The 23,097-nt window shown below is 63.5% G+C and carries 26 protein-coding genes; 12 read left to right on the forward strand and 14 right to left on the reverse strand.

Annotated features, from left to right (window positions below; translation table 11 throughout):
- The first annotated feature begins 9 nt into the window (after positions 1-9).
- From frhD to frhB, 3 genes are all read left to right on the forward strand, one after another.
- Positions 10-570 (forward strand): coenzyme F420-reducing hydrogenase, FrhD protein, encoded by a 561-nt coding sequence (gene frhD, locus MCUHO_RS08205; protein WP_067076638.1) that lies wholly within the window; start codon positions 10-12, stop codon positions 568-570.
- Between the two features lie 103 nt (positions 571-673).
- On the forward strand, positions 674-1,435 hold the full coding sequence (frhG, locus tag MCUHO_RS08210; protein ID WP_067076641.1) for a coenzyme F420 hydrogenase subunit gamma: 762 nt from the start codon (positions 674-676) through the stop codon (positions 1,433-1,435).
- Between the two features lie 10 nt (positions 1,436-1,445).
- Entirely contained in the window at positions 1,446-2,333 is an 888-nt protein-coding gene (gene frhB, locus MCUHO_RS08215) for a coenzyme F420 hydrogenase subunit beta (RefSeq protein ID WP_067078757.1), read from the forward strand.
- A 40-nt stretch (positions 2,334-2,373) separates the two neighbouring features.
- On the opposite strand, the gene MCUHO_RS08220 is transcribed toward frhB, so the two are convergent.
- The 5 genes from MCUHO_RS08220 to MCUHO_RS08235 form a co-directional block, all read right to left on the reverse strand.
- Positions 2,374-2,799, reverse strand: a complete 426-nt coding sequence (locus MCUHO_RS08220; RefSeq protein WP_067076644.1) for a hypothetical protein — start codon at positions 2,797-2,799, stop codon at positions 2,374-2,376.
- A 273-nt stretch (positions 2,800-3,072) separates the two neighbouring features.
- Positions 3,073-3,519 carry an S-adenosylmethionine decarboxylase gene (speD, locus tag MCUHO_RS08225; protein WP_067078759.1) on the reverse strand — a complete coding sequence of 149 codons (447 nt, stop codon included), beginning with the start codon at positions 3,517-3,519 and terminating at the stop codon, positions 3,073-3,075.
- Positions 3,520-4,075: 556 nt separating this feature from the next.
- The gene (locus MCUHO_RS12770) at positions 4,076-4,228 is read right to left on the reverse strand and encodes a hypothetical protein (protein WP_161485890.1); all 153 of its coding nucleotides are present in this window, start codon (positions 4,226-4,228) and stop codon (positions 4,076-4,078) included.
- Positions 4,225-4,821 (reverse strand): DNA polymerase ligase N-terminal domain-containing protein, encoded by a 597-nt coding sequence (locus MCUHO_RS08230; RefSeq protein WP_067076647.1) that lies wholly within the window; start codon positions 4,819-4,821, stop codon positions 4,225-4,227. The genes MCUHO_RS12770 and MCUHO_RS08230 overlap by 4 nt, the downstream gene beginning before the upstream one ends.
- Before the next feature lie 104 nt (positions 4,822-4,925).
- Positions 4,926-7,295, reverse strand: a complete 2,370-nt coding sequence (locus MCUHO_RS08235) for an ATP-binding protein (RefSeq protein WP_067076651.1) — start codon at positions 7,293-7,295, stop codon at positions 4,926-4,928.
- A 375-nt stretch (positions 7,296-7,670) separates the two neighbouring features.
- On the opposite strand from MCUHO_RS08235, the gene MCUHO_RS08240 reads away from it, so the two are divergent.
- Positions 7,671-9,092 carry a sensor histidine kinase gene (locus MCUHO_RS08240; RefSeq protein ID WP_235808209.1) on the forward strand — a complete coding sequence of 474 codons (1,422 nt, stop codon included), beginning with the start codon at positions 7,671-7,673 and terminating at the stop codon, positions 9,090-9,092.
- On the opposite strand, the gene MCUHO_RS08245 is transcribed toward MCUHO_RS08240, so the two are convergent.
- Genes MCUHO_RS08245 through MCUHO_RS08260 form a run of 4 tightly spaced genes read right to left on the reverse strand, consistent with a single transcriptional unit; the run spans position 9,076 to position 11,131 of the window.
- Positions 9,076-9,558 (reverse strand): DUF2124 domain-containing protein, encoded by a 483-nt coding sequence (locus MCUHO_RS08245; protein ID WP_067078762.1) that lies wholly within the window; start codon positions 9,556-9,558, stop codon positions 9,076-9,078. The genes MCUHO_RS08240 and MCUHO_RS08245 overlap by 17 nt on opposite strands.
- A gap of 51 nt (positions 9,559-9,609) precedes the next feature.
- Complete coding sequence (locus MCUHO_RS08250) at positions 9,610-9,957, reverse strand: hypothetical protein (RefSeq protein WP_067078765.1); 348 nt, start codon at positions 9,955-9,957, stop codon at positions 9,610-9,612.
- Positions 9,958-10,006: 49 nt separating this feature from the next.
- Positions 10,007-10,192 carry a tautomerase family protein gene (locus MCUHO_RS08255; protein WP_067076657.1) on the reverse strand — a complete coding sequence of 62 codons (186 nt, stop codon included), beginning with the start codon at positions 10,190-10,192 and terminating at the stop codon, positions 10,007-10,009.
- Between the two features lie 51 nt (positions 10,193-10,243).
- Positions 10,244-11,131, reverse strand: coding sequence for a polyprenyl synthetase family protein (locus MCUHO_RS08260; protein ID WP_067076661.1), 888 nt, complete (start codon positions 11,129-11,131; stop codon positions 10,244-10,246).
- A 117-nt stretch (positions 11,132-11,248) separates the two neighbouring features.
- On the opposite strand from MCUHO_RS08260, the gene MCUHO_RS08265 reads away from it, so the two are divergent.
- From MCUHO_RS08265 to MCUHO_RS08275, 3 genes are all read left to right on the forward strand, one after another.
- The gene (locus tag MCUHO_RS08265) at positions 11,249-12,166 is read left to right on the forward strand and encodes a phosphotransferase family protein (RefSeq protein WP_235808211.1); all 918 of its coding nucleotides are present in this window, start codon (positions 11,249-11,251) and stop codon (positions 12,164-12,166) included.
- Positions 12,142-12,804, forward strand: a complete 663-nt coding sequence (locus MCUHO_RS08270) for an HAD family hydrolase (RefSeq protein WP_067076670.1) — start codon at positions 12,142-12,144, stop codon at positions 12,802-12,804. The genes MCUHO_RS08265 and MCUHO_RS08270 overlap by 25 nt, the downstream gene beginning before the upstream one ends.
- A 68-nt stretch (positions 12,805-12,872) precedes the next feature.
- On the forward strand, positions 12,873-13,613 hold the full coding sequence (locus MCUHO_RS08275) for a hypothetical protein (RefSeq protein ID WP_067076674.1): 741 nt from the start codon (positions 12,873-12,875) through the stop codon (positions 13,611-13,613).
- 82 nt (positions 13,614-13,695) lie between these two features.
- Here MCUHO_RS08275 and MCUHO_RS08280 read toward each other — a convergent pair whose 3' ends face one another.
- Both MCUHO_RS08280 and MCUHO_RS08285 read right to left on the reverse strand, forming a co-directional pair.
- On the reverse strand, positions 13,696-14,520 hold the full coding sequence (locus MCUHO_RS08280; RefSeq protein ID WP_067076679.1) for a hypothetical protein: 825 nt from the start codon (positions 14,518-14,520) through the stop codon (positions 13,696-13,698).
- Positions 14,521-14,562: 42 nt separating this feature from the next.
- Complete coding sequence (locus tag MCUHO_RS08285) at positions 14,563-15,048, reverse strand: GTP-binding protein (protein WP_067076683.1); 486 nt, start codon at positions 15,046-15,048, stop codon at positions 14,563-14,565.
- Between the two features lie 208 nt (positions 15,049-15,256).
- Here MCUHO_RS08285 and MCUHO_RS08290 point away from each other — a divergent pair, with 208 nt between their 5' ends.
- The 3 genes from MCUHO_RS08290 to MCUHO_RS08300 all read left to right on the forward strand — a co-directional run bounded on the left by MCUHO_RS08290 (position 15,257) and on the right by MCUHO_RS08300 (position 19,073).
- Complete coding sequence (locus tag MCUHO_RS08290; protein WP_067076688.1) at positions 15,257-15,610, forward strand: hypothetical protein; 354 nt, start codon at positions 15,257-15,259, stop codon at positions 15,608-15,610.
- Positions 15,611-15,693: 83 nt separating this feature from the next.
- Positions 15,694-16,224 (forward strand): HEAT repeat domain-containing protein, encoded by a 531-nt coding sequence (locus MCUHO_RS08295; protein WP_067076691.1) that lies wholly within the window; start codon positions 15,694-15,696, stop codon positions 16,222-16,224.
- The gene (locus MCUHO_RS08300) at positions 16,221-19,073 is read left to right on the forward strand and encodes a M1 family metallopeptidase (protein ID WP_067076694.1); all 2,853 of its coding nucleotides are present in this window, start codon (positions 16,221-16,223) and stop codon (positions 19,071-19,073) included. The genes MCUHO_RS08295 and MCUHO_RS08300 overlap by 4 nt, the downstream gene beginning before the upstream one ends.
- Before the next feature lies 1 nt (position 19,074).
- Here MCUHO_RS08300 and MCUHO_RS08305 read toward each other — a convergent pair whose 3' ends face one another.
- The gene (locus MCUHO_RS08305) at positions 19,075-19,914 is read right to left on the reverse strand and encodes an MBL fold metallo-hydrolase (RefSeq protein ID WP_067076698.1); all 840 of its coding nucleotides are present in this window, start codon (positions 19,912-19,914) and stop codon (positions 19,075-19,077) included.
- A gap of 161 nt (positions 19,915-20,075) precedes the next feature.
- On the opposite strand from MCUHO_RS08305, the gene MCUHO_RS08310 reads away from it, so the two are divergent.
- Positions 20,076-20,468 carry a hypothetical protein gene (locus MCUHO_RS08310; protein ID WP_067076703.1) on the forward strand — a complete coding sequence of 131 codons (393 nt, stop codon included), beginning with the start codon at positions 20,076-20,078 and terminating at the stop codon, positions 20,466-20,468.
- Between the two features lie 7 nt (positions 20,469-20,475).
- Here MCUHO_RS08310 and MCUHO_RS08315 read toward each other — a convergent pair whose 3' ends face one another.
- Positions 20,476-21,141, reverse strand: a complete 666-nt coding sequence (locus MCUHO_RS08315; RefSeq protein ID WP_235808212.1) for a 2'-5' RNA ligase family protein — start codon at positions 21,139-21,141, stop codon at positions 20,476-20,478.
- A 92-nt stretch (positions 21,142-21,233) separates the two neighbouring features.
- Positions 21,234-21,434 carry a hypothetical protein gene (locus tag MCUHO_RS08320; RefSeq protein ID WP_067076711.1) on the reverse strand — a complete coding sequence of 67 codons (201 nt, stop codon included), beginning with the start codon at positions 21,432-21,434 and terminating at the stop codon, positions 21,234-21,236.
- A 389-nt stretch (positions 21,435-21,823) separates the two neighbouring features.
- Between MCUHO_RS08320 and MCUHO_RS08325 the strand changes: the two genes are divergently transcribed.
- Complete coding sequence (locus tag MCUHO_RS08325; RefSeq protein ID WP_067076714.1) at positions 21,824-23,095, forward strand: COG1361 S-layer family protein; 1,272 nt, start codon at positions 21,824-21,826, stop codon at positions 23,093-23,095.
- Positions 23,096-23,097: the final 2 nt, after the last annotated feature.

A 23,097-nucleotide genomic window follows, 5' to 3' on the forward strand; every position in this document is an offset into this window, starting at 1 on the left:
CGTACACGCATGCTATTCCGTGAGATCGTGATCGCAGGATGCGGCAACCCCCTCTTTGCAGATGACGGGTTCGGTCCTGCAGTCGTCGAGGAACTCCAGAAACTACAACTGCCCGACAACGTCAAGGTAATCGATGCCGGCCTTGGCGCCCCTCACTTCCTCTTTACCCTGATGGAAGATGCAGAGGTGCCGGTCAAGAAACTGATCATCATCGATATCGCCGACTTCGGCGCCAACCCCGGTGATGTGACGAAACTCCGGCCCGAAGACCTGCCGCCGGGCTCCTACCGGGATGCCCATTCATGGGATCTCTCAGAACCGCTACAGCGATTGAAAGACGTCATCGATATCACGATCATCGGGTGTCAGCCCAAGCGTGTCGCGAGCCATGAGTATGAACTAGGGCTCACTGAGGAGGTTGAGGGTGCCATTCCCAAAACAGTGCGTATCGTACTGGAGGAAATTGGGGTAGAATATGGGGCTACTATCAACCATCAAGGAACGCATCTTTGGGCGTCGCCGGGAGAAACCACCGGAGATGCCGGGGACAACCCCGGGGAGAAGGCCTGAGGCAAAGCCGGCGGCTACCACGTCGCACGGGAAGCCCGCGGTGAAGCCCTCTGATGTGATTGTAAAAGAAAAGGTGGAAGTTGTACAAAAGGAGGAAAAGCCTGTGGCAGAAAAGATTACGATAGGTGAATTACACCTGAGCGGATGTACGGGATGCCTCGTTACGCTTGCGGATAACTACGAGGGTCTCTTCAAGCTGCTCGATGATTACGCGGACCTGGTCTACGCGTTGACTCTGGTCGACGTGCGCCACGTCCCCGAGATGGACGTGTGCCTGGTCGAGGGTTCGTGCTGTCTGAACGACAAGATCTCGGTAGAGGAACTGAAGGAAGCAAGGGAGAAGTCGAAGGTGCTCGTCGCTTACGGCGGCTGCGCGGCCTACGGCAACATCACCCGGTTCTGCCGTGGCGGTCAGTGGAACCAGCCCGGCCACGAGGCATTCGTGCCGATCAGCGAGGTCGTCGATGTCGATCTCTACATCCCGTCGTGTCCCCCGTGCCCCCAGCAGGTCAGGAACGTCGCCGTCATGGCCTTCCTGCTCCTGAGAGGAAACGAGGAACAGAAGAACCTCGCGACCGCCTACCTGACGCCGCTGATGCAGCTTGCACAGCGCGGCAACGAGGCATGCGGCTGCGACCTGATGTATGATGTCATCAACCAGGGTCTCTGCATGGGATGCGGAACCTGCGCCGGCACCTGCCCGGTCCGTGCCATCACCATGGAGTACGGCAAGCCGAACGTGAACCGCGACCTCTGCATCAAGTGCGGTGCCTGCTACTCGCAGTGCCCCAGGAGCTGGTTCAACTTCGACGTCATGAACAACTATGAGGGCATCATGGATGCCATCAAGGGAGCCATGCAGTGAGGTGAGAAAGATGGACGTACTCGGTAACTACAAGTCCGCAATCTCGGCGCGCTCGACCGACAAGGACATCACAAAGAAGTCCCAGGACGGCGGCATCATCACGACGCTCTTCGCGTATGCGCTCGAAGAGGGTATCATCGACGGTGCCATCGTCGCAGGTCCGGGCGACGAGCCCTGGAAGCCGGAGCCCGTGGTCGCGACCACGAAGGCCGAACTTCTGGCCGCTGCCGGAACGCGCTACACCATCAGCCCGAACCTCTACCTGATCAAGGAGGCGACCCGCAGCTACGGTCTCGACCGCGTCGGTATCGTCGGCACGCCCTGCCAGATGCAGGCCGTCCGGAAGGCTCAGCTCTATCCGATCGGCATGCGCGACGTCGACGACAAGATCGCCCTCGCACTCGGCATCTACTGCATGGAGAACCTCTCCTACCAGGCGCTCGAGGCAATCGTCGAGGACCACTGCAACCAGAAGATGGAGTCCGTCAAGAAGATGGACATCGGCAAGGGCAAGTTCACGGTCTACACCGAACGCGGTGCAGTCAGCCAGATGCCCCTGAAGCTGATCCACAAGTATGTGCAGCCCGGCTGCAACGTCTGTCTGGACTACGTCGCGAACCTTGCCGATATCTCCAGCGGCTCCGTGGGCAGCCCCGACGGCTGGAGCACGGTCTTCGTGCGGAGCATGAAGGGTAACGCCGTCTGGGACGGCGCGATCGCCGCCGGTCTCTTCGAGACCAAGCCGATGGACCAGGTCAAGCCCGGCCTCGACCTCGTGACGAAACTCGCCACGGAGAAGATCACGAAGAACCAGAAGAACGTGGACGCTCGTAAGACGTTCGGTCTCAAGGCGGACGGAACCGCCAAAGGTCTCCGGAACCCCTACGAGTCTCCCTGAAAACACTTTTTTTTTGGTCGGTTCGACTTTGTTCCAAGCATCACCGGAGAGTCGTTTCCGGGTATTCAAGCGTGAGCGTCAGCGAACGTGAGCACCGGAGGTGGAGAAGCGTGAGCGTCAGCGAACGTGAGCACCGGAGGTGGAGAAGCGTGAGCGTCAGCGAACGTGAGCACCGGAGGTGGAGAAGCGTGAGCGTCAGCGAACGTGAGCACCGGAGGTGGAGAAGCGTGAGCGTCAGCGAACGTGAGCACCGGAGGTGGAGAAGCGTGAGCGTCAGCGAACGTGAGCACCGGAGGTGGAGAAGCGTGAGCGTCAGCGAACGTGAGCACCGGAGGTGGAGAAGCGTGAGCGTCAGCGAACGTGAGCACCGGAGGTGGAGAAGCGTGAGCGTCAGCGAACGTGAGCACCGGAGGTGGAGAAGCGTGAGCGTCAGCGAACGTGAGCACCGGGTATCCCCACAATCCACCGTGTCGGAACAGACTCTCGAGTGCTCAATCCCCCGATAGCCGCTCGTCCCTCAATTCCGATCTCCACGACCAGAACAGGGTTTCCAATAGAGGCGATCGCCGCTATCCGGCCAGAGACGCCCTTACCCGGAGGTAGGGGCCGTCATCGTTGAAAAAAATCGGGAGGGGATCTCCCCACGGGGGGGGTTCCTGTTTAATCGGCGAGAGATGGCAGGTGCTCTCTGCCGTCATACGTTACGCTGAAGTTATCTTTCCGGGTAGCGTGTTCGTATTTAGTCCCTGAACAGTACCTGGTATGTTACCGATTCTGCTCCAAAAAAGTCCCTGCAGAACTCCGCTGCTTTCGCGGGCTCGTACTCTTTGCAGCTGAAGATGTCGAGGTAGGCCGCGTTGGTCTCGTTCGCGAAGTGACCGGAGACGAGCGATGTCTCGATGAGCTGGGTCATGGAAAACCCTGCAACCCTCTCGCAAGGGCCGAAGTGGATGATCTGTGGTTCGCCGAACCTCTTCATCTCGATGAGGTCGCATAGTTCGATGATGAACCGGTGAATCTTCTCACCGTCTCGTATCGATGCCGGGTCACACCCCTTCAGATCCACGCTCGTATACAGTCCCCAGCACCCGCGCTGCTTGAACTGTGCAACGATCTCTGCGTCGCTTAACGTCTCTGCCATAACGTTGCTTGCTACAACGTTGTTTGTCATTGCCTTACTTACCATGATCTCACCTTCGAGACAAACTCTGATCGATTGATCACTGTAGTTTTTGATAGTTCTGATTTTAAACTTATCCATGCTACTAATGGGAAATAACCGTTATTTCTCGGTTAGGCGTGAGCAATCCCGAGGTATCCACAATTCTAAGGCACATTTTTGCCAGATTTTTGAATCGGTGACTTTGCGTTGCCTATTTGCGTTTTAGTAGTCATAATGCTATAGATAAATCACACTACGTATGAATAACCCCGGACACCAAATTTTTTCCACGGACTTTGCTCCGGGGGTTTTCGGGCAGAAGAGGTCTTAAAAGACAGGTCTTTTTTCGACACGGTTTCCGGACACCATTTCGGATGGGAGAAACCAATAAGGCGGAGATAGGAAATATTCGCCCCCGCACCGGTCTCGATCCCGACCAAAAAGCAGCCGGGCCGCGACTACGGAACCCCTCTGCCGGCCCCTGAAATCAGTGTATCTCTGCCGGGCAACGCGCACCCCCGGCCTCCCGTCACCCACCCAACCGGGGTCTTCGGGCATGACCCGCCGCAGCCGGGTTCCTTCACCGGACCTCCGGTGGGCACCGGTGGGTGCGCCGGACGTGGGCGTGAAGGGCTTCGAGCGCGGGGTATTGCCTGCCGCAGAACGGACAGATGAACTCGCCCATCTCCACCAGATCGGGGGGTCTTCTCCTCCGCGGCGGTTCGCCCGTCATTCGATCCTCCCCTCCGCGATCTCATTGAGCGATCGCCCGGAGACGACCGAACGGGGTTCCGTCACGACCGGGTTTCTCCCGGGGTCGGCCTCGGCATCATCCATCTTCACAAGCAGCCAGGCCTCGCCTTTCCCGGTTCTGAAACGGGTGAGGGCGTAGCCGCCCCGGAGTTTCTCCCCCTCCAGCCGGAAGGATACGTGGCCCCGCCGGATGGCCTCGGCGACCTCGATCCTCTTCCCCACCTTCTCTGTCAGGTTCTGGTAGGTTCCCCGGTCCCAGACGAGAACCGTCCCGGCCCCGTAACTCCCCTCCGGGATGACGCCCTCGAAGCCGGCATAGTCGAGCGGATGATCCTCCGTCGGCACGGCGAGGCGCTTCTCCTTCGGGCTCATTGACGGCCCTTTCGGAACCGCCCAGGACTTCAGCACCCCGTCGGCCTCCAGGCGGAAGTCGTAGTGGAGCGTGGTCGCATCGTGCTTCTGGATGACGAAACGCGGACGGGCACCTACCGCGTCCTGCTCACCTCGCGGCTCCGGCGTCCGGGAAAAGTCCCTTCTGTCGTGATACTCCTCAAGCGTGTCGGGATCGGCCATACCAGAACTCCGGCACGGCCCGGGATAAGGGTTTTCCCGATCACGATGCTTCGCTACGTCGTTGAGAGAGCCCGCCGGCAGTCAGGCAGGCGAAATGCCCGGGTCTATCGGTTCCGCTCCGACGCCGGGACGATCCGGATGTTCATCTTCTCCGAGCCGATGATCAGGATCCCCTCCCCCGGCTGGAAGTTGAGGAGATCCTTCTCGCTCACCTCGAAGAACTTGGCGTTCTCCTGGGCCTGCTTCTTGTTCTCGGAACGCATGCAGAACTTCACGGCGATGTTTGCGAGGATCTCCTCGTTGAAGTGGGCGATCAGTTGCGACGCGAGGATCAGCGAGACCCCGAACTTCCGCATCTCGGTCGCGTACTTGTTCAAGACCGCCTTGATCGAGGACTTCGAACCGCTCTTCTGGCTCACCAGGAGTTTCGCCTCGTCGACGATGACAAAGAGCCGGAACTTCGCCCGCTCGTCCTCCGTTCCGCGCGGGATCTCGCCCGTCGCCTGGAGGGTGTAGTAGATGCGCCGGAGGAAGAGGTCCGCAAAGAGATAGCGCAGGTTCTCCGGGAGGGCGTTTAAGTTGATATGGGTGATCCCGCCGGAGAGGATCGTGGGGATCGAGATCTTCTCCTCGCCGGAGAAGAGTTTGTAATCGAAGATGTCCTCGAGGTAGGCCGGGATCGCCTCGTCCTCGCAGTTCATGATCTCCCCCTCGATGTCGTCGAAGTCGAGCACCCGCGTCCAGGTCTCGGTCTTCCCCGTGATCCCGGACATCCGGTAGCAGTCCTTGATGATGTTCTTGATCTTCCGGCGCTGCTGGATACCGAGCGTGGGAAAATTGATCGAGATGGCGTCGACGAAGTCCGAGGTCGCCCGGAGCGGGGTGATCTCGTCGATATCGGGGTCGAGTTCCAGCGGGTTGAAGTAGTACTCACCGCCCTCGCGGATCTTATAGGATCGGATATCGCCATTGCTCGCGGCCATGTCCCCGTGGAAGTCGATCAGGACGACCGGCATCGCCTGCGCCGCGAGTTCCGAGGCGATACACCGGATCGTCTCGGTCTTGCCGGCGCCCGAACCGCCGAGGATGATCATGTGGCCGTTGTTGAGCTGCCCGGGCGACCAGTTGACCCGCGGCCCGTCCTGCGCATGCCCGAGGAAGATGTCGAACCCCCCGGCGCGGGGAATCCCCGCCGGGACGGGTGCAGGTTCGGCGGAACGGCGTTCCGCAACGACGGCATTTGAGGGGGTTCCGCGGGACGGGGCGGCACGCCGGCGTGCGGGCGGCGGCACGATCGGGAGCGGCTCCTCCACCTCCTCGTCCTCTTCTTCCGCCTCATCGTCCTCTTCTTCCGCCTCATCGGGGAAGACGGGTTCCTCCCACTCGTCCTCCTCAGCCGCGGGTGCGGGCGTCAGGACCGGGATCTCCTCCATAACGGGAGACGGCTCCTCGAGGATGGGGGAGGAAGGCTCCTCCTCCGGAGCGGAGCGGTCGATGACGATCTTCTCGGCAACCTCGACCATCAGCGCCCGCCCGAGATCGCGCAGGCGCATATCGTAGAGGTTCCGGTCCTTGACGATGAACCGGGCAAGGTCGACCCCGTCATCCTCACGCACCCCTTCGAGGACGTAGATCGCGTCGTCGAGTTCCGCGAGCACCTTCGCGAGTTCGCGGCGGTGAGCAGGCGACGCGCGGATACGGTCGTAGTCCTCCCCGCAGGCAAGGTAGCGCAGGACGGTGAACGTCGAGTAGAACGACTCGAGGAGCATGTCGTAGTGCTCCCTGATCGCCGGATCGATCCGCTCGAGCACCCCCTTGAGGATGTACGCGAACTCCGGCGGGAAGGTGTAGACGACGCCGTCGGCCTTTGCGCCGTCGAGATCGTATGCGTAGGCGAGAACCGCGCACCCGGCGCCCCTGAGCCGGGAGGCGAACCGTTCGCACTCGGTAAAGAGGCCCGGACAGTTGTTGAGGAGGAAACTGATGAACATCTCCTCGGTGCGGGGGAGCGTGGACGGGAAGGTCTTGTTGACGAACGACCCCTTCACCGTCCCTGCGAGAAGGGCCGGGACGACCTCGTGGATCTCACGGGCGAGGCTCTCGATGTCCAGCGCCCGGAGCCGTGCCTCCATCAGCGGCCGGGCTATCGCTTCGCCGGTAGGGGTCGCCGTTAACACCGTCGTGCCGTGCCAGGAGGCGGACTCGATGAGGCCGACCTGCCTGAGCGCAAAGAGCGGCCCGGACGTGTAGGCATAACAGCTCTGTTCGACCACGCCCGCCCCTTCTCCCCGGGACGACGCGCTGTTCTGGGCGATGTAGATGTAGAGGAGCGTCTCGATGACGTCGCGAACCTCCTGCAGCCGGAAATCCCGCAGGTACTCGGTGACGGCGGAAGGAAACGACTCCGTCAGGGCCGGAATCTCGGCATCTGCATAGCCTGTGGCTTTGAGTGCTTTGGCAAGGTCTGTTGACACGGATTCACCAGCAGGTGGGTTCTTCTCGTGGTGCACGGTGCGCTACACGATGCCGCATCACGCAACGCTGCCCTGCAGGCAGGTGCATCAGTGAAGCGGGCAGTTGGAATAGTTTCGCTCTACGACCTATTAAACATAGGCAGTTTGCAGAAAACCGGCCGCATCCGGCAGAATGCTCCCATATCGGGGAGACACTCCTCTGCATCGCTCCAGGAGAGGCTGCCGTCAGATCCCCTGGATCTCCTGTGCCCGATATCGCCCGAGACCACCCGTCTGACCCCGATATCCTCCAACAGAAAGGAATCACGGGGGATTTTCATGCCAACAATATTATATTATTGCCACCATATATTGACCTGCCGAGGTGGGCACCCCGTGACTACCCTTACCGAACACCAGCGAGCGGCCATCGTCATGGCACTCCTCGTAATATCGGTCTTCCTGACCTACTACTTCCACGCGGTCCTGATGCTCGGAACCGTCTTTTCGCACTTCTTCTACATCCCGATCATCCTGACCGCGCTCTGGTGGGAGAAGCGGAGCATACTGGTCGCTATCTTTCTCGGCGGGCTCGTCGTCGTCAGCAGCCTCCTTTACCGGCCCGATCTCCTGACCCTGAACGACTACGGACGCGCACTGATGTTCATCGTCATCGCCTTCGTCGTCGCATCCCTCTCCGAGCAGCTCAAAGGGCGGGAACAGGAGGTGAAGAGGCAGAGGGATCTCATGCAGCGTTACCTGGACGTGGCGGGCGTCCTCTTCGCCGTCATCGGCACCGACCACACCATCCGGCTCGTCAATCGCCACGGGTGCGAGCTGCTCGGTTACCGGGAAGAGGAACTGCTCGGGAAGGACTGGTTCGACACAGTCGTCCCCGGAGGGCTCCGGGAGGCGCGACGGCAGGCTTTCGACGAGGCGATTGCCCGGAAAGCCGCCCTCCCGGGGCAGCGGGAGAACCCTGTCGTCACGCGGAGCGGCGACGAACTGATCCTCGCGTGGCAGGACACCGTGTTCACCGGCGACGACGGCCGACCGCTCGGGGTAATCGGGTCGGGGGCCGACATCACCGACCGTATCCGGGCCGAAAAGGAGCTGCGGGAGGCTCACGACGAGGCGAACCTCTACCTCGACATCATGACGCACGATATCAACAACGCGAACGCCGTCGCTCTCGGGTATGCCGACCTGCTCGAGACGACGCTCGGCGCGGGGGAGCGGGAGATGGTTCGGAAACTCAGGGCCGGCGTCGACCGGAGCATCGAGATCATCCAGAACGTCACGACGATAAGAAGGCTGCACTCCCATGAGACGGCGACGAAGCCCGTCGACCTCGACGCGATCGTCAGGGCCGAGATCGCCCACCATCCCGGCGCCCGGATCGCGTATCGGGGAGAAACGGTCGGGGTCATGGCCGACGACCTTCTCTCCGAGGTCTTTGCAAACCTCATCGGCAACAGTATCAAGTTCGGGGACCCGGAGATCGAGATCACCGTCAGGGTCGAGGAGAGCGGCGATCAGGTCGAGGTCTCGGTCGAGGATACCGGGCCCGGGGTGCCCGATGCAGTCAAACCAATCCTCTTCACCCGTTTTGCGCGGGGGAAGAGCAGCAGGAGCGGGAAAGGGCTCGGGCTCTACATCACCCGCACCCTGATCGAACGCTACGGCGGCCGGGTATGGGTCGATGACCGGGTTCCGGGGCGTCCGGAATGCGGCGCGGCGTTCCGGTTCACCCTCCTCCGGTCGGGCTGGAGACGGAAGCCGCCGGCGGCCTGCCCGTTGGTCACTGCCAGATCTTGACCGGATCGATCGCAGCGTCGATGATCAGGTCGAAGTCGAAGACTTCGAGCCAGCCCATCTTCTGAAACATCCGCATGAAACAGATGCCCACGACCTTCGCCCCGGGATGGGCCGCGACGACCGCCTGCACCGCTTCTTTCTCGACCGGGACGCCCGGCATCGAGAGACCGCCCATCAGGACGATCACCTTCGGGTCGAGGCTGGCCGCGTCGCCGGATATCTGCATCCCGACACCCTCGACGGGGCGAACCGCCTTCGCCGCCGCCTCGTCCACGTACGGCACGTAGACCTGCTCGATGGGGAGATCCCGGACGGCGAACCCCAGGAGTTCGATGAAGGGGGTGCAGGTTCCGGGACAGCCGTAGTAGACGACCTGGTCGCCCTCGTTGAGCCCTGCCTCCTTGAGGTACGCCTTGAACGGCCGGAGCATCCCCGGAACGCCGGAAAGTTGCTCTTTTAATTCCATGAAGGTCTGGTTGTCGCCGGGGAATATACCGTTTCCGGATGCGGCCAATATCTAGAGTAACCCGCATCCGGAGAGGTGGTAGAGCCTTCGGACGCGCTCGGCCGCCTCCTCTGATACCGCGCCCTGGATGCGGACGAGGATGGTCTCGATATCCTCTTCGGGCATGCACCCGAGATCTTCCCGGCCGGCGAGGATCTGGTCGGCGAGGTATCCCCAGTCCTCGTCCGAGAGCCGGGCGACCCGTTCTGCAAAATCCTCCTCGTCCGCTGCGATGTGGTTTGAGACCGGCGGGAGGATCGAGTGGAACTCGTGGCCCGACTCCGGGCAGAGGACGCCGCTGTACTCGGGGGCCAGTTTTCGGAGGATGGCAAAGTCCTTCTCGTCAAGTTCGCGTGCCATGGTTCTCTCCATTCATGGGAGCACGTTCCGGCAAAAAAGTGTTCGGCAGCTACGACTCCGAGAGGAGTTTTCCCGCCCGGGCGATGTTCTCCGTGTCGAGCTCCTCAAAGAAGATGGTGACCACCTGTGGGTCGACCCCGAACGTCTTCGTGACCGCGGCGGTGATCTCGTCTGCGAGTATCCGTTTCTGCTCAAGCGACCGTCCTTTGGCCATACGAATGGTTATTACCGGCATGATCTCTCAAAAGAGTGTTGGGCGGGAGGGTATTTATCGTTGCGCAGGCCGTCATCCGACCGGCACTTCCTCCCCCATCGTGAGCCCCACGATCTCCCGGACCGCCTGCCCGAACGGTTCCCACGCTTCCGGCGGCACCCGGCACCGGCCGGCGGCGGCTATCCGGGCGGCCGCACCGCTCACCTCCCGCTCGAGTATCCGTCCCAGCGCCTGCCGGGTTCCGTTGTTCTCCGGAACGCACCGGAGAAGGAGCGCCTCCGACCCCGGCCGGGAGCCCCGGACCCCAGCACCGGCTGCGCTGAGATCCGCGATGTCGTCGGCGACCTGCATCGCCTTCCCGGCGGCGAGACCGAACTCGCCGAACGCGGTGACGACCGCACCCTCCTCCCCCGTCGCCATCGCCCCCCAGGCGGCCGCGAGCGAGAAGAGACACCCGGTCTTTCTGGCGACGATCGTATCGTAGAGTTCGGCCGGCGGGAGATCCGGCCCCCCGAGCATCTCCCAGGTCACGCCCCGGGCCATCTTCCGCTGGGCCGACGCGAGCATCGTTACGTATCCGGCACCGTACGGGGCAGCGAGCGAGTAGGGGAGGGCGAGGATGCCGACGGCGTCGAGAACCGCCCGTCCCTGCCCCCTGGTGAGGTGGAGGGACGGGGCTCCCCGCCGGGCGGTATCCCCGTCCAGCATGTCGTCGAGGATGAGACTTGCAGCGTGGGCGAGCTCGACGGCGCAGGCAAGGTCGAGCGCCTGCCGGGTGGGCGGCGCCGCAGGGGCGAGACCGGCGTGGATGTAGAGGAGGAGCCCGGCCCGCATCCGTTTTCCTTTCAGGAGGAGAGGGAGGACGCCGGGATCGATATCGGCCTCGCTGCCCGCCGTCTCCGCGATCCGGCGGTTGACTGCAGGACGTATCCCCGGAAGGAACTCGCGAAACGGTATCATGGCTCGTCACCCACGCCGATGCCGGTTAAGACATCCGGACGGTAAAAAGGTGTGGGTCGGATGCCGGGGGTATCTTCATTGCTCTGCAGAGCCCCGGGTCGTTCGGTGGTACAACAGTTGATCACCAGAGGATACCTGGAGAGCGGCGATGCGTTCGGGGACTGGCTCACGGGCGTCCTCGCCGACCGATTGAACGGGTGGCACGGGGGGATCCGGGTCTGCCGGATAGAGCCCGCATCGCACATCGTCTGCCGCTACGAGTTCGGGACAGGACTCCGTGTGGTCGGCAAATTCTTCGGCGCGCCGACCGGCGCGAGAACCCGCTACGACGCGGACGTGGCGATGGAGAACGAGTTTTTGAGGCTCCGCCGGGTCTCCGGCTGGATCCGCGTCCCCCATGCCGTCGCCACGAACAGCAACTTTCAGTCCGTCCTCGTGACCGAGTACATCAACGGCCCGACCGTGCGGGAACTCCTCGATGCGGGGGCATCCCTCTACGACCCCCTGACCGGCGTCGCGCACCTGCTCCGCCGGCTCCACGACGCCACCCGGACTTCCTTCAAGCGGGAACGCGACTTCGCCTACTTCCACGCAGTGCTCGACCAGAACGGCCTTCCCGGACCCCTGAGGGAGCGGTTCAACCGCCTTCTCGGGGCGTGGTGGCACGGCACGCGGCTCGACCGGGGGGGATGCATGGTTCACGGCGACGCCACGCCCGGCAACTACCTCTTCGACGGTGAGATCTGTGCAATCGACTTCGAGGGCGCCCGTCACGCCCACCCGGTCCGCGACCTCGGCATCCTCGCCGCGGAGATCAGGGCATCGGGCGCGAGCACTACGACTGCCGAAGACTACATCGGCCACCTGCTCTGGCAGTATAGCGGCAATGAGGATGAATTCCGGCACCATACCGCCGTCCTCCCCTTCTTCATGGCGCTCGGCTACCTCAGGATAGCGCGGCTGCCCTGGCGGGCGGCGGAACGCGACCGGCTTTTAGCGGAGGCGGAGGCGTGTCTCGGCGCGATCCACCGGTAGCGGGGGTTCTTTTCGACTGCTACGGGACGCTCATCGACGTCCTGACCGACGAGCGCGATATCGAGACCTACCGGTGCCTCTCGCGGTGGCTGATCTACCAGGGGGTCAGGATCGCCCCGGAAGACCTGCGGGACCTCTACACCTGCCGGGTCGGTGAGGCGCTCGAACAGACCGGTGAGCCCTACCCGGAGGTGCGGGTCGAGGAGATCTTTGCCGGCATCTGCGCCGAACATGCCGTCTGGGAGATCGACGCGAAGCGGCTCGGTATCGAGTCCGCCCGGGCGTTCCGGGCCGCGTCGCTCCGGCGCCTCGGCGTCATCAAGAAGAGCAAACGGCTCCTCGACCTCTTCAGCGCAAAGAAGATAGGGGTCGTCTCGAACGGGCAGCGGGTCTTCTCGGAGCGGGAGATGCGGATGCTCGGGATCTACGATCGTCTCGGCTTCGTCATCTTCTCTTCCGATCTCGGCTTCCAGAAGCCGGATACCCGGATATACGCGGCGGCGCTCGGGCGGATGCGGCTCTCCGCCCTCGAAGTCCTCTTCATCGGGGACAACCCCGAGAACGACGTCGATGCTCCCCGGAGGCTCGGGATGCAGGCGCTGCACGTCGAGGAGGCGTGGACGCGCTATGGAGTCTAGCAGGCAGTGGGCCGTCCCGCCGCACGGCCGCGGGTTTCATGAGAGATGGGTGAGCATACGCTCCGGGAATGGAAGAACGACGGTGGCTGATCGCCCTGGGGGCGGGCCTTATCCTCCTCTCGCTCGTGCTCTACGCCCTGCACTTCCTGATCTTTCGGGACTTCTTTCACATCAGCATCTACACGCTCGGCGATGTCGCGTTCCTCCCGCTCGAGATCCTCCTGGTGGCGGTCGTCTTTCACCAGGTGCTGGCGTCCCGCGACCGGCGGCAGAGGATGGAGAAACTGAATATGGTCATCGGAACGTTCTTCTCGGCGTTCGGGACGCAGCTCCTGACCTACATCTCCGACAACGATCCCGACCTTGATCGGGTCCGGCCGATGCTCCTGGTCGACGAGACCTGGACGGACGAGACGTTTCGGGAGGTGGAGTCACGGCTGAAGCGGCACCCGTGCCGTGTCGGGATGGAGCGGATCGACCTCGCCGCCGTCAAGCGGTTCCTCGGATCGCGTGAGGATCTTCTCCTGCGGATGCTGGAGAACCCCGTGCTCCTCGAGCAGGAGGCGTTTACCGAACTCCTGCGGGCGGTCTTCCACCTCAACGAAGAACTGCAGCGCCGCCCGGACGTCTCCAGCCTGCCGGAGACCGACACGGCGCATCTTGCGGGCGATCTCGAACGGATCTACGCCCTCCTGATCCGCGAATGGCTGGACTACATGCGCTACCTGCAGAAGAACTACCCGTACCTCTTCTCGCTCGCGATGCGGACAAACCCCTTCGACGAGACGGCATCGGCAGTCGTAGAATGAGGGGCGGAAAGCGTCAGGAACATGCATCTCGTGTGCGATGCGCCAAAAAAGGGTATATCAGCCTTCGCCGACTAAAGGGCCGTTACGCCAGCTGCGCCCGGATGTGCTGCACCGTCTCGGGATACCGCTTCTCGAGCCGGTTCTTCTTGAGGTTCTCGCGCACGATCCACCGGATATCCCGATCGTCGAGGGTCGCAAGTTGCCGCAGGTACTCAAAGCCAAGCGTGGGAAGGGCGGCGATGACCACGCTGAGCGTGTAGCCGAGCGCCTTCCGGAGCGCACGGAAAGCCTCGGACTGCCGCTCTTTTGCGGTGTAGATGCGGATCAGGATCTTCCTGTGGAACCGGAGCGCCGCCTCCGCGAGACCAGGTTCGGCCAGGAGATCCGGTTCGGCAATCCCCGCGACCGCGGCCCGCATCGCAAGCCAGGAACCCCCCTCCACCCAGCCCTCCAGCTCCGAAACCGTCGTATCGCGCTGCCGGGAGAGGAGATCCTGAAGCCCCATCGCCACTGCTTCCCTGATTCGCCACCGCGGGTCGACCGAGGCCTCCGCGAGATGTTTGAGCGCCGCCTCGACGCATCCCGGCGAGACCGACCCGATCGCCCCGATGCCGCGAACGCCGCAGAACCCGAGGAACTCGTGCGGGTCGCCCGTTGGGGCATCTTCCGGCGCAACAGAGGCAAGCTCGACGCAGAGGTTCCACAGCAGGTGCAGGTCGTCGGGATCGGCAACGGCAAACTCCTGCACGGTTCCGGCAAACGCCGCCGCAAGTTCCAGGTTTGCCCGCGGTCCGGGAAGACAGCTCTCCGCGACAAGGTACGCAAGCAGATCCCCGGCGTCGCCGCTCGCGAGAAGACCCGTGAGCAGCCGGGCAACCTCCTTGATATGGGTCTCTTTCCGGGTCATTGTCCGTAAAGAAGAACGACCTTGGGGCAGTAAAAATGATCGCTACCGGGCGGTTAGGGTTGCGACAAAGGCGTCAAGTGCCGCATGGACGTTCTCGCCGTTCCGCGCGGATATCGGGTGCACCATCTCCCCGGGGAGATCCCGGCTGACGGCCTCGGGCACTGCACCGGGGCAGTCGCACTTGTTCGCCATGAACGCGAGCGGCACATCGAGAGTCTTTAACTGGTTGTAGAAATACAGCGTCATCGCATCCACTCCCGTCGTGGCGTCCACGACGATGATCGCGCCGTCCATCCCCCGCGAGAGGATCTGCCGGACAAACTCGAACCGCTCCTGCCCCGGCGTGCCGAAGAGGAAGATGGACTTATCTCTCATCGTCAATCTGCCGAAATCGAACGCAACGGTCGTGGGGCCCTCTTCCGAGGACGCCTCGATGTGACGGCTGCGGGGGTCGAGCGCCTGGATGAAACTGGACTTGCCTGCATTGAAGGAACCAAAAACGACGATCTTGAGCCTGCCTTCTGCCATTAGACTTCTATCTGTACCAGGATGTTTTAGGGTTTCGCTATGGTTGCGCCATGAAGATGATAACAACGTATTCGGCCACCGCCGCGAAAAATAATTTCCACGCGAGCCGATAAAGGTGAAATGATCGATCCCCTGCTCCGCCGGGGGCTTTGCGCCCTCCGGCGCAGGCGCCCAACATCCATATAACCGGCAGATCCAAGGTACTGGTATGGAGCCGGACGAAACGGATACCGTCGTGCAGGATATCATGGCAACCCTGGACAATCTCTTCCTTACAGAGAAGCAGGCACGGCTCCAGATATCCGCACTCGAGGAACGGCAGTACCCCCTGGCCGCGACGTTCGAGATGGTCAGCGACATGGATACAGGCACCGCCATCGAGGAGGCGCTTGTCGGGTTCGGCTTTGAGTATCACACCATCGACGAAGACGCCGAACTCTGGATCTCAGACGAACACGGGCTGATGGTCTTCCTCTACTTCACCGACCCGGACGGGCGGTACTACAACTACAGGATCGTCACATTCGACGTCGTCGGCGAGGAAGAAGAGATACCCGCGTGACCGGCAGGGCAGTGAGATGCCGTACCAGGTGCTATATATCGTAACCGACATCTGGTGTGCGGCGAGAATCTGGAGGGATTGAGATGGAGCGCTCGGTAAAGCATCTGATGGAGGATAGGGAGAAGCGGCGCGAGGAGAACATCGGCAAGTACATCGAGCAACTCTCGGACGAGAGCACACCCTACCGGCTGCGGGCGGCCGAGGCGCTCGGGATGTGCGCCGACCCCCGCGCAGTCGAGCCGCTGATTGCCGCTCTTGCAGACCGCGAGAACGAGGTCAGATGGGTCGCCGCGCAGGCGCTCGGGAGACTGCGCGACGCGCGGGCGGTCGAACCGCTCCTCGCTCTCCTCGGCGACCGCGACCGGTGGGCGCGGCGCGGTGCTGCCTGGTCGCTCGGCGAGATCGGCGATCCGCGTGCGGTCGAGCCCCTCCTCGTCCTTCTCGGCGACAACAAGAAAGACGTCAGGGCTGCCGCTGCCGAGGCGCTCGGGAAACTCCGCGACCGGCGGGCGGCAGGCACCCTCTCCACCGCGCTCGAGGGCGAGGAGGAGCCCGAGGTCCGGACGGCGATCCGCCGGGCGCTGCGCGAGATCACCGGCGAGGCGGGATTTTGACCGGAGAAGGAGAGCGGAGGCTCTTTCGCTACTATCCGGAGGATTTCGGGGCGCTCCCCGTCCGGGTCGTCCATATGGATCTCGTCTTCGACGTCTACGACGGCCACACCCGGGTCGTCTCCGCCCTCACCGCCGGGACGCTCGATGCACCGCTCTCGGCGCTCTCCCTGAACGCCCGCGACCTGGATATCCTCCGCGTGGAGTCCGCCGGATACGCCGTCGCCCATACCTACGACCGGGACGCCGCACTCCTCACCGTCGCCTTCGATCCCCCCGTCCCGGCCCGGACACAGTTCACCCTCGAGACCGAGACGATCTGCCGGCCGAGCACCCACGTCCTCGAAGGCCTCTACTATGACGGGCGGTGCCCCGGCGGGCCGCCCACCCAGATCACCCAGTGCCAGCAGTGGGGGTTCCAGCGGCTGGTTCCCTGCCTCGACGACATGACCGCGAAGTGCACCTACACGACGACGATCGTCGCGGACAACGGCTATACGGCCACCATCTCAAACGGCGACCCGGCAGGAGCCCGGATACCCTGCGCACCCGGGCGCTCCGTCCAGAGGTACGAGAACACCAGAACCCCGATGGCGCCCTACCTCTTCTTCCTTGGGGTGGGGTGCTACGACACCCACCGGCGCGAGCTCGAGTATCCCGACGGACGGACGTTTGCCCTCGAACTCCTCGCGAAACCCGGCTCTGAGGCGGAGGGAGCGGAGCGTGCGCTCGAGATCCTCGCGGACGCCGTGATCTGGGTCCACCTCTTCACCGGGCCGGCACAGTACCGCGACCGCGAGACCCGGGAGGAGGTGTGGCGGCTTGTGCGGGTGCGCGACGAAGCGAAACGCACCGGCGACGTCCGTACGCTCGAAGAGACCAGGAAGACGCTCAACAACCTCATCTCGACCATCACGCCGGGTTACGCCTACACCGGGGCGGTCTACCGGGAGATCGCCATGCAGAACTCCGACTTCGGCGGGATGGAGAACGTCGGGAACACGACGATCGCCGCGAACCGGCTCATGCCCGGGCCCGACACCACCGACCCGGCCTTCGAGTACCTGGTCCGGGTGAAGGTCCACGAGTACTACCACAACGAGAACGGCTCCGAAGTGACCGGGTGGAGCCCGTTCGAGATCTGGCTGAACGAGGCCGTGACCGTCCACGTCGAGAACCAGCACCACGCCTTCCTCTTCGGCGAGACCTACTCCCGCATCAAGACCGTGCTCGAACTCCTCGACCCCGCGGACGGGACGCTCACGCTCGACCGGGGCGCAGGATCGATGCCGATCGAGCCGGACGGGTTCAACGACCCGAACGACCTCATCACCGGCGTCACCTACGTGAAAGCCCCCGAGTTCGTCCGGATGATCGAGACGCTGATGGGAAGAGAGGTGTTTGCAGAGGCGCTCGGCCGCTACCACGACCGGTTCCGGCACGCGAACGCCTCGCGGGCGGATTGGCTGCGCTGCATGGAGGAGGTCTCGGGGCAGGACTTCGCGGGAATGGCTGCGGTCTGGCTGAAGGAGAAGGAGTACCCCGTCCTCACGGTATCCCCCGCGTACGACCCGGCCGCCCGGCGGTTCACCCTCGCCTACCGCCAGAACCGCTCGCCCGGCGGCCATCACTGGGAGTTCCCGTTCCGGTTCGCGCTCGTCGACGCCAGGGGCGGGGATATCCGGGAGACAACCGTCCGGATCGCCGACGAGGCCGGAGAGATCGTCCTCGACGGCGTCGACCGCCCCGCGTTCCTCTCGCTCAACCGCGGCTACTCTCTCTATGGGAAGACGGCGTATCAGGCGCCGGAGGACGAACTCTACCTCCAGGTCGAGCGAGATCCCGACACCGTCGGCCGGTTCACCGCGTTCCTCGCGCTCGCCGACCGGGAGATGCTCCGGCTCCTCGAGAATCCGGGTGCAGCCGTCTCCGACCGGTTCGCCGACCTCTGCGCCGCTCTCCTCGCCGACGATGCCCTCATGGAGGAGGCGGGCGGGCAGTTCCTGACCATCTTCCCCTCGGTCGAGGACGAGCGGTTCGCCCACCATAACCGCGCGCTCCATGACGCCCGAAGAACGATCCTTACCGCCGTCGCCGCACGGGGCGGCGAGACCCTCCTCCGTGTTTACCGGCAGGCGGCAAAAACGTCTTCCGCCGCGCCCCGCAGCCTGGAGGAAGAGGCCGCGGCGATCCGGAACCGGCAGAGGAAGAACGCCTGCCTCTCGATCCTCGCGACCCGGGACACTCATGAGGTTCACCAGCTCCTTCTTCACCAGTTCCGGGAAGCGACGGCCGCAACCGACCGGCTCACCGCGTTCTCGCTGATCCTCGAGAGCAGCGCTCCTGAACGGCAGGAGATCCTCGAGGCGTTTGCGGCAGAGTCGGCAAGAAGCCCCATCGCGTGGGAATCGTTCCTCGCCACCGTCGCCGGAAGCGACTGCGACGACCTCGTTCCCATTCTGGAACGGATCGAGTCCTCGCCCGCCTTCGCAACCGAGCAGGCCGACCAGCAGCGGGCGCTCTATGGGCGGTTCGCGCTGAACAGGAAGCGGTCGCTCGAGACCGAAGAGGGGCGGGCCTACCTTACTGAGGTGCTCCGGCGGCTCGCCCCGGTCAACGAGTACAGCACCGTCCGGGCTCTCGACGCGTTCGCGTTCATCGATGCGATGGAGCCCCGCCACCAGGTTCCGGCGGTCGGGGTGCTCGCAGACCTCCTTTCTTCCCTCGACCCGGGTGCATACCCCGCGGTCTACAACAACGCCCGCCGCTTCCTCCTCGGCGCCCCGGAAGCCGTCCGCGCCTACGAGGCGGAGCACGGGGCGATCCCGGCCCTCCGGGAATCCGCCCCCTGATCTACCCGTACTCGAGGTGCAGCCCGACGCCGGTCTCCCGGACATCCGCCACCCGTGCAAGCGCAATCTTTGCCGCGAGATCGGTGCAGTGGCAGGGGTGGAGAGCGGCCGGCCGCACCTCGGCAAAATAGCCGAGGATGCCCTCTATCTGCTCCGGCGGTGCATCGAGGAGATGGAACCCGCCGATGACGTCGGCGACCCGATCCTCGTTGCAGACCTCGCGCGCCTGCTCGACGATCGAGCAGATCCCCGAGTGAGAGCAGCCCGTTATGACCACCAGCCCCTCCTCGGTCTTGCAGGCGAGTGCGGTGTCGTCGAGGACGGTGTCGTCCCGGATGCCGTCGGGGGTGTAGACGTAGCCGCACGGGGGCACCCTCTCGAACTCGAACCGCCGCTCGATCTCACCGAGGAAGACCAGGTTCTCGGTCAGCCAGAGGGGGGCCGGGGTGAGGAGGACTTTCCCGTGCCGGAAGAGTTCCTCGACCGAGAGATGGCACCCGATCTCCCCGACGCCGTTGCAACTCCGGGTGAGGAACGCATCCGGATGGGCGATGAACGTGGGTTCGACACGTTCGCGCCCCTCGAAGATTGCCTCGGTATGGAGCCTGAGGAGGGCGTCGAGACCCCAGGTGTGGTCGAGGTGGCCGTGGGAGATGACGATCTCATCGACGTTGAGGAGATCGATTCCCATCTTTCGGGCGTTGGTAACGAGGATGCCCGAGTAACCGGCATCGAAGAGAACCCGGGTTCCGCCGTCCTCGATGTGAATGGAGAGCCCCGGCTCCGCGAGGAAGTAGCGGTCGGTGAGGGTGGCGTTATCCACGAGGACGCTCAGTTTCATCCGCAGCGCCTCCGGCAGAGAGCGGCGGAAGAGGCCCTCCCTGACGCTGCTCCGGCCGCGAACAAATCCATGCAGATACTGGGGACGTCGCGGTTAAGAAGGTATCCTGCAGCCGCCGGAGAAAAGAAGTCACTCCCCGCAAAACGCTATGTCGAGGTAACATGATGGAATCGGGTTATGAGACCTTCTCTCCCGGAGAACCGGCGGAACTCGAGGCGATCGGCCTCAAAGCCGGGATGCGGCTCGGCCTCGATCGTCTGAAGAACCTGCAGGAACGCTGCGATGTAGAGGTTATCCTCTACTTCGACGAAGACCTCGCCCGGAACTCGACGCTTGACGCGGACTACACGGACTTCCGGATCGTCCCGGTGCAGGCCCGGCCGTTCATGCCGCTCGCGGTCTTCCTGCGGACGATGGCGGAACAGGATCCGGGGTTTGCAGACCGCATGCGGCGGGAGCCCCCGGCGGTCGAGGTTCTCGAGACCGGGACGCTCGACCGCTACTCGGGATGCGTTGCCTGCAGAAAGCCGTACGTGAAAGGACTGATGCTGTAATCCCGGTCTACCGGCGCCCCGCTGCCCCGCTGCGGCTGCTGTGCGCCCGGAGACCGAGATCGAAGGTTGCAAGAACCCGGCGGCAGGTGCAGTGGCTCCCGAGGTGGCAGAGAGCAGCCTTCGTCACCTCGAACCGGATGGGGAAGTCGATACCGGGGATGATCTCCGGGAGGTCGCCGAATCCAAGCGTGATGTGCGGCGAGTAGCGCTCGTATGCGGAAGTCTTCGGAAATCGCGCGAGGCAGTCGACGGACGGCGCGGACGCTTCCCCGGAGAAGAGCGAAGGCCCCGTCGAAGGCGCCTGATACGGCGTCATCTTGTTCATCACGGTCTTGTGAAAGAGCTGGAGGATCTCCCCCCTGAGGATGTGAAAGGTGGAGACGGTCTTTCCTGCGTTTTTACGGTGTTTTGCAACGGCGTCGATGGTCAGGGCCATGGGGGAGCAGTGCTGCGTAATCCGCTCGACCTTTGCGGCGATCTCCGGGAGATCCTCGCGCCGTGCCGGGAACATCGCGGCCGATATGTGCGGGAGGCAACCCTCGCGGTCGAGACGTATCCCTCCATCCGGGTTGCCGGCGAGTAGCGTCCGGTTCGCGCTGATCGCCATATCCATGATCGGGCCGGGCGGAAGGAGGACGACATCGACGGCGATCGTTTCGGGAAGTTCATGCATGGTGCCGAAGAGAGCGGTGGAGGTAAAAAAGCGTTTTCCCCCGGAGATTAACTCCCCATCACGTGACGCTCAGAGGCACGCCCCGGCCGCGATCACCACCGTACACCGAAGATCGGCTCCTCCTCGACGAGGTTCGTGATCCTTCGGACGCTCGCCTCCATCGGGATCTCCTTTCCGCTGCAGAGCCCGAGTTTGAGTTGTTCCAGACCTGCAGCCACCGAGTCGTCCTTCGAACGAACGCCGTTTACCGTCACCCTGAACGTCAGCGTCACCAACCATTGGGTCGTCTCCATCTCTTCCCCCTCACAACGTGGACGGAGTATACCGCCGGCGGGTCATAAAGGCATCCCATGACCGGGTTGTACACCGGGTACCCCGTGCGCCGGGAACAGCAAAAAAGGGTGGACTGATGGGCGAGAACGGAGAGCAGCACGGGAGTATGAGAACGTACAGAGAGGTGTTGAAGCGTTTCATCACGAATGGAGGTATCGTTGTAGTCACGCATCCGGTCCGTACCGGCTCACCCGTATCCCGACCACAATATATTTTTCAGACAATAAAAGGTTTCCACAGTGCCCGGCGGATCGCCCCACCCCGGGCAGGTGGGAGCACCCGTGCATAACGATTATATATAAACACCAGGGAGTTCAGGACTTCGAAGACTGCCCGGGAGGGATGGGGGATGATCCAGGTATCCGCGATTGCGCCCCGGAGGGAGACGGGAAGGCTGACGAACGCTTGTTTCACAGGCGCACTCCTGCTCATCCTGCTGCTCGTCCCGGCAGCGGCGGCAGCCCCGTCGGTGATCGTCTCCAACTTCACCGTCACTCCTGCCGTCCTGATGCCCGGCGACGAAGGGACAATCGCCGTGGTGCTCATGAGCACCGCCCCGTCGGCCGCGGGATCGCCGATCAACATCCGGCTCGACCCCGGCACCGGGGAGACGAACACCTCGACGGAGACGGAGGAGAACGCCTACATCGAGAGCGTGCTCCTGGCGAGCACGGACGTCGAGGTCATGACCGGGAGTTTCCAGGATATCGGCGAGATCGGCCCCGGCCAGTCCTTCCCGCTCACGTTCCGGATCCGCGCCCCGGGAGAAGAGGGGATCTACTTCCCGGAAGTCTGGGTCAGCGTGCGGGACGGCGCCAACGTGCGGTATCCCGTGCCGGTGAACGTCAACTCCGCACACGCCCTGATCAAGAGGCCCGCGCTCCGGGTGGAGCGAACCGTCCCGGCATCCGTCGACCCGGGCGACCCCTTCAACGTCACGCTGACCCTCCATAACGACGGGCAGGCCACCGCGAGCGACATCTCCGTCGGCGTCAACGCGAGCTCCGGCGGGATCGCCCCGCGGAACTCGGAGAACTACTACATCCCGAAACTCGAGGCGGGAGGCCACACCATCCTGAACCTGACCTTCGAGACCGATACCAGCGCACCGCTCGGGCTTACGCCGATCCTCGTCACCGTCGACTACCGGGGCGCCGACCTCGCACCGTCTAGAGAGGTCGCGACGATCGGGATTCCCGTCGTCGGCAGCGCCGAGATGGGCGTCGCCTCCATCAGAACCGAGCCCGCCCGGATCACCGCCGGGGAGACGGTCGACCTGACGATCCGGCTGGAGAACACCGGAACCGCGGATGCGGAATCGGTCAGGGCGACGATCGAGGATCTCGCTCTCCCGGGCTCAAAAGAGGCGTTCCTCGGGACGATCGAGCCGGGGAACGACGGCCCCGCCATCTTCTCCCTCGTAGCCGACGAGGCGGGAGAGTTCGGCTACACCCTCGTCGTCCGGTATACCGACGACTACGGCGAACATACGGTCAGGCAGCCCCTGCAGGTAGTCGTCACCGAACAAAGCCCGTTTCCGATGATCGTGGCCGTGGCAGCCGCCCTCATCGTCGCCGCCGCGGCCGCGATCTACTGGTACCGGCGGCGCAAGGAGGAGTGACC

This window comes from Methanoculleus horonobensis, assembly GCF_001602375.1.
Classification (GTDB): domain Archaea; phylum Halobacteriota; class Methanomicrobia; order Methanomicrobiales; family Methanoculleaceae; genus Methanoculleus; species Methanoculleus horonobensis.

Excerpts from the sequence above, each read along its gene's own strand:
- frhD (WP_067076638.1), top strand. The coding sequence starts at position 10 with ATGCTATTCCGTGAGATCGTGATCGCAGGATGCGGCAACCCCCTCTTT.
- frhB (WP_067078757.1), top strand. The coding sequence starts at position 1,446 with ATGGACGTACTCGGTAACTACAAGTCCGCAATCTCGGCGCGCTCGACC.
- speD (WP_067078759.1), bottom strand. The coding sequence starts at position 3,519 with ATGGTAAGTAAGGCAATGACAAACAACGTTGTAGCAAGCAACGTTATG.
- MCUHO_RS12770 (WP_161485890.1), bottom strand. The coding sequence starts at position 4,228 with ATGACGGGCGAACCGCCGCGGAGGAGAAGACCCCCCGATCTGGTGGAG.
- MCUHO_RS08230 (WP_067076647.1), bottom strand. The coding sequence starts at position 4,821 with ATGGCCGATCCCGACACGCTTGAGGAGTATCACGACAGAAGGGACTTT.
- MCUHO_RS08245 (WP_067078762.1), bottom strand. The coding sequence starts at position 9,558 with ATGGAATTAAAAGAGCAACTTTCCGGCGTTCCGGGGATGCTCCGGCCG.
- MCUHO_RS08250 (WP_067078765.1), bottom strand. The coding sequence starts at position 9,957 with ATGGCACGCGAACTTGACGAGAAGGACTTTGCCATCCTCCGAAAACTG.
- MCUHO_RS08255 (WP_067076657.1), bottom strand. The coding sequence starts at position 10,192 with ATGCCGGTAATAACCATTCGTATGGCCAAAGGACGGTCGCTTGAGCAG.
- MCUHO_RS08260 (WP_067076661.1), bottom strand. The coding sequence starts at position 11,131 with ATGATACCGTTTCGCGAGTTCCTTCCGGGGATACGTCCTGCAGTCAAC.
- MCUHO_RS08275 (WP_067076674.1), top strand. The coding sequence starts at position 12,873 with ATGGAAGAACGACGGTGGCTGATCGCCCTGGGGGCGGGCCTTATCCTC.
- MCUHO_RS08280 (WP_067076679.1), bottom strand. The coding sequence starts at position 14,520 with ATGACCCGGAAAGAGACCCATATCAAGGAGGTTGCCCGGCTGCTCACG.
- MCUHO_RS08285 (WP_067076683.1), bottom strand. The coding sequence starts at position 15,048 with ATGGCAGAAGGCAGGCTCAAGATCGTCGTTTTTGGTTCCTTCAATGCA.
- MCUHO_RS08290 (WP_067076688.1), top strand. The coding sequence starts at position 15,257 with ATGGAGCCGGACGAAACGGATACCGTCGTGCAGGATATCATGGCAACC.
- MCUHO_RS08295 (WP_067076691.1), top strand. The coding sequence starts at position 15,694 with ATGGAGCGCTCGGTAAAGCATCTGATGGAGGATAGGGAGAAGCGGCGC.
- MCUHO_RS08305 (WP_067076698.1), bottom strand. The coding sequence starts at position 19,914 with ATGAAACTGAGCGTCCTCGTGGATAACGCCACCCTCACCGACCGCTAC.
- MCUHO_RS08310 (WP_067076703.1), top strand. The coding sequence starts at position 20,076 with ATGATGGAATCGGGTTATGAGACCTTCTCTCCCGGAGAACCGGCGGAA.
- MCUHO_RS08315 (WP_235808212.1), bottom strand. The coding sequence starts at position 21,141 with ATGCATGAACTTCCCGAAACGATCGCCGTCGATGTCGTCCTCCTTCCG.
- MCUHO_RS08320 (WP_067076711.1), bottom strand. The coding sequence starts at position 21,434 with ATGGAGACGACCCAATGGTTGGTGACGCTGACGTTCAGGGTGACGGTA.
- MCUHO_RS08325 (WP_067076714.1), top strand. The coding sequence starts at position 21,824 with ATGATCCAGGTATCCGCGATTGCGCCCCGGAGGGAGACGGGAAGGCTG.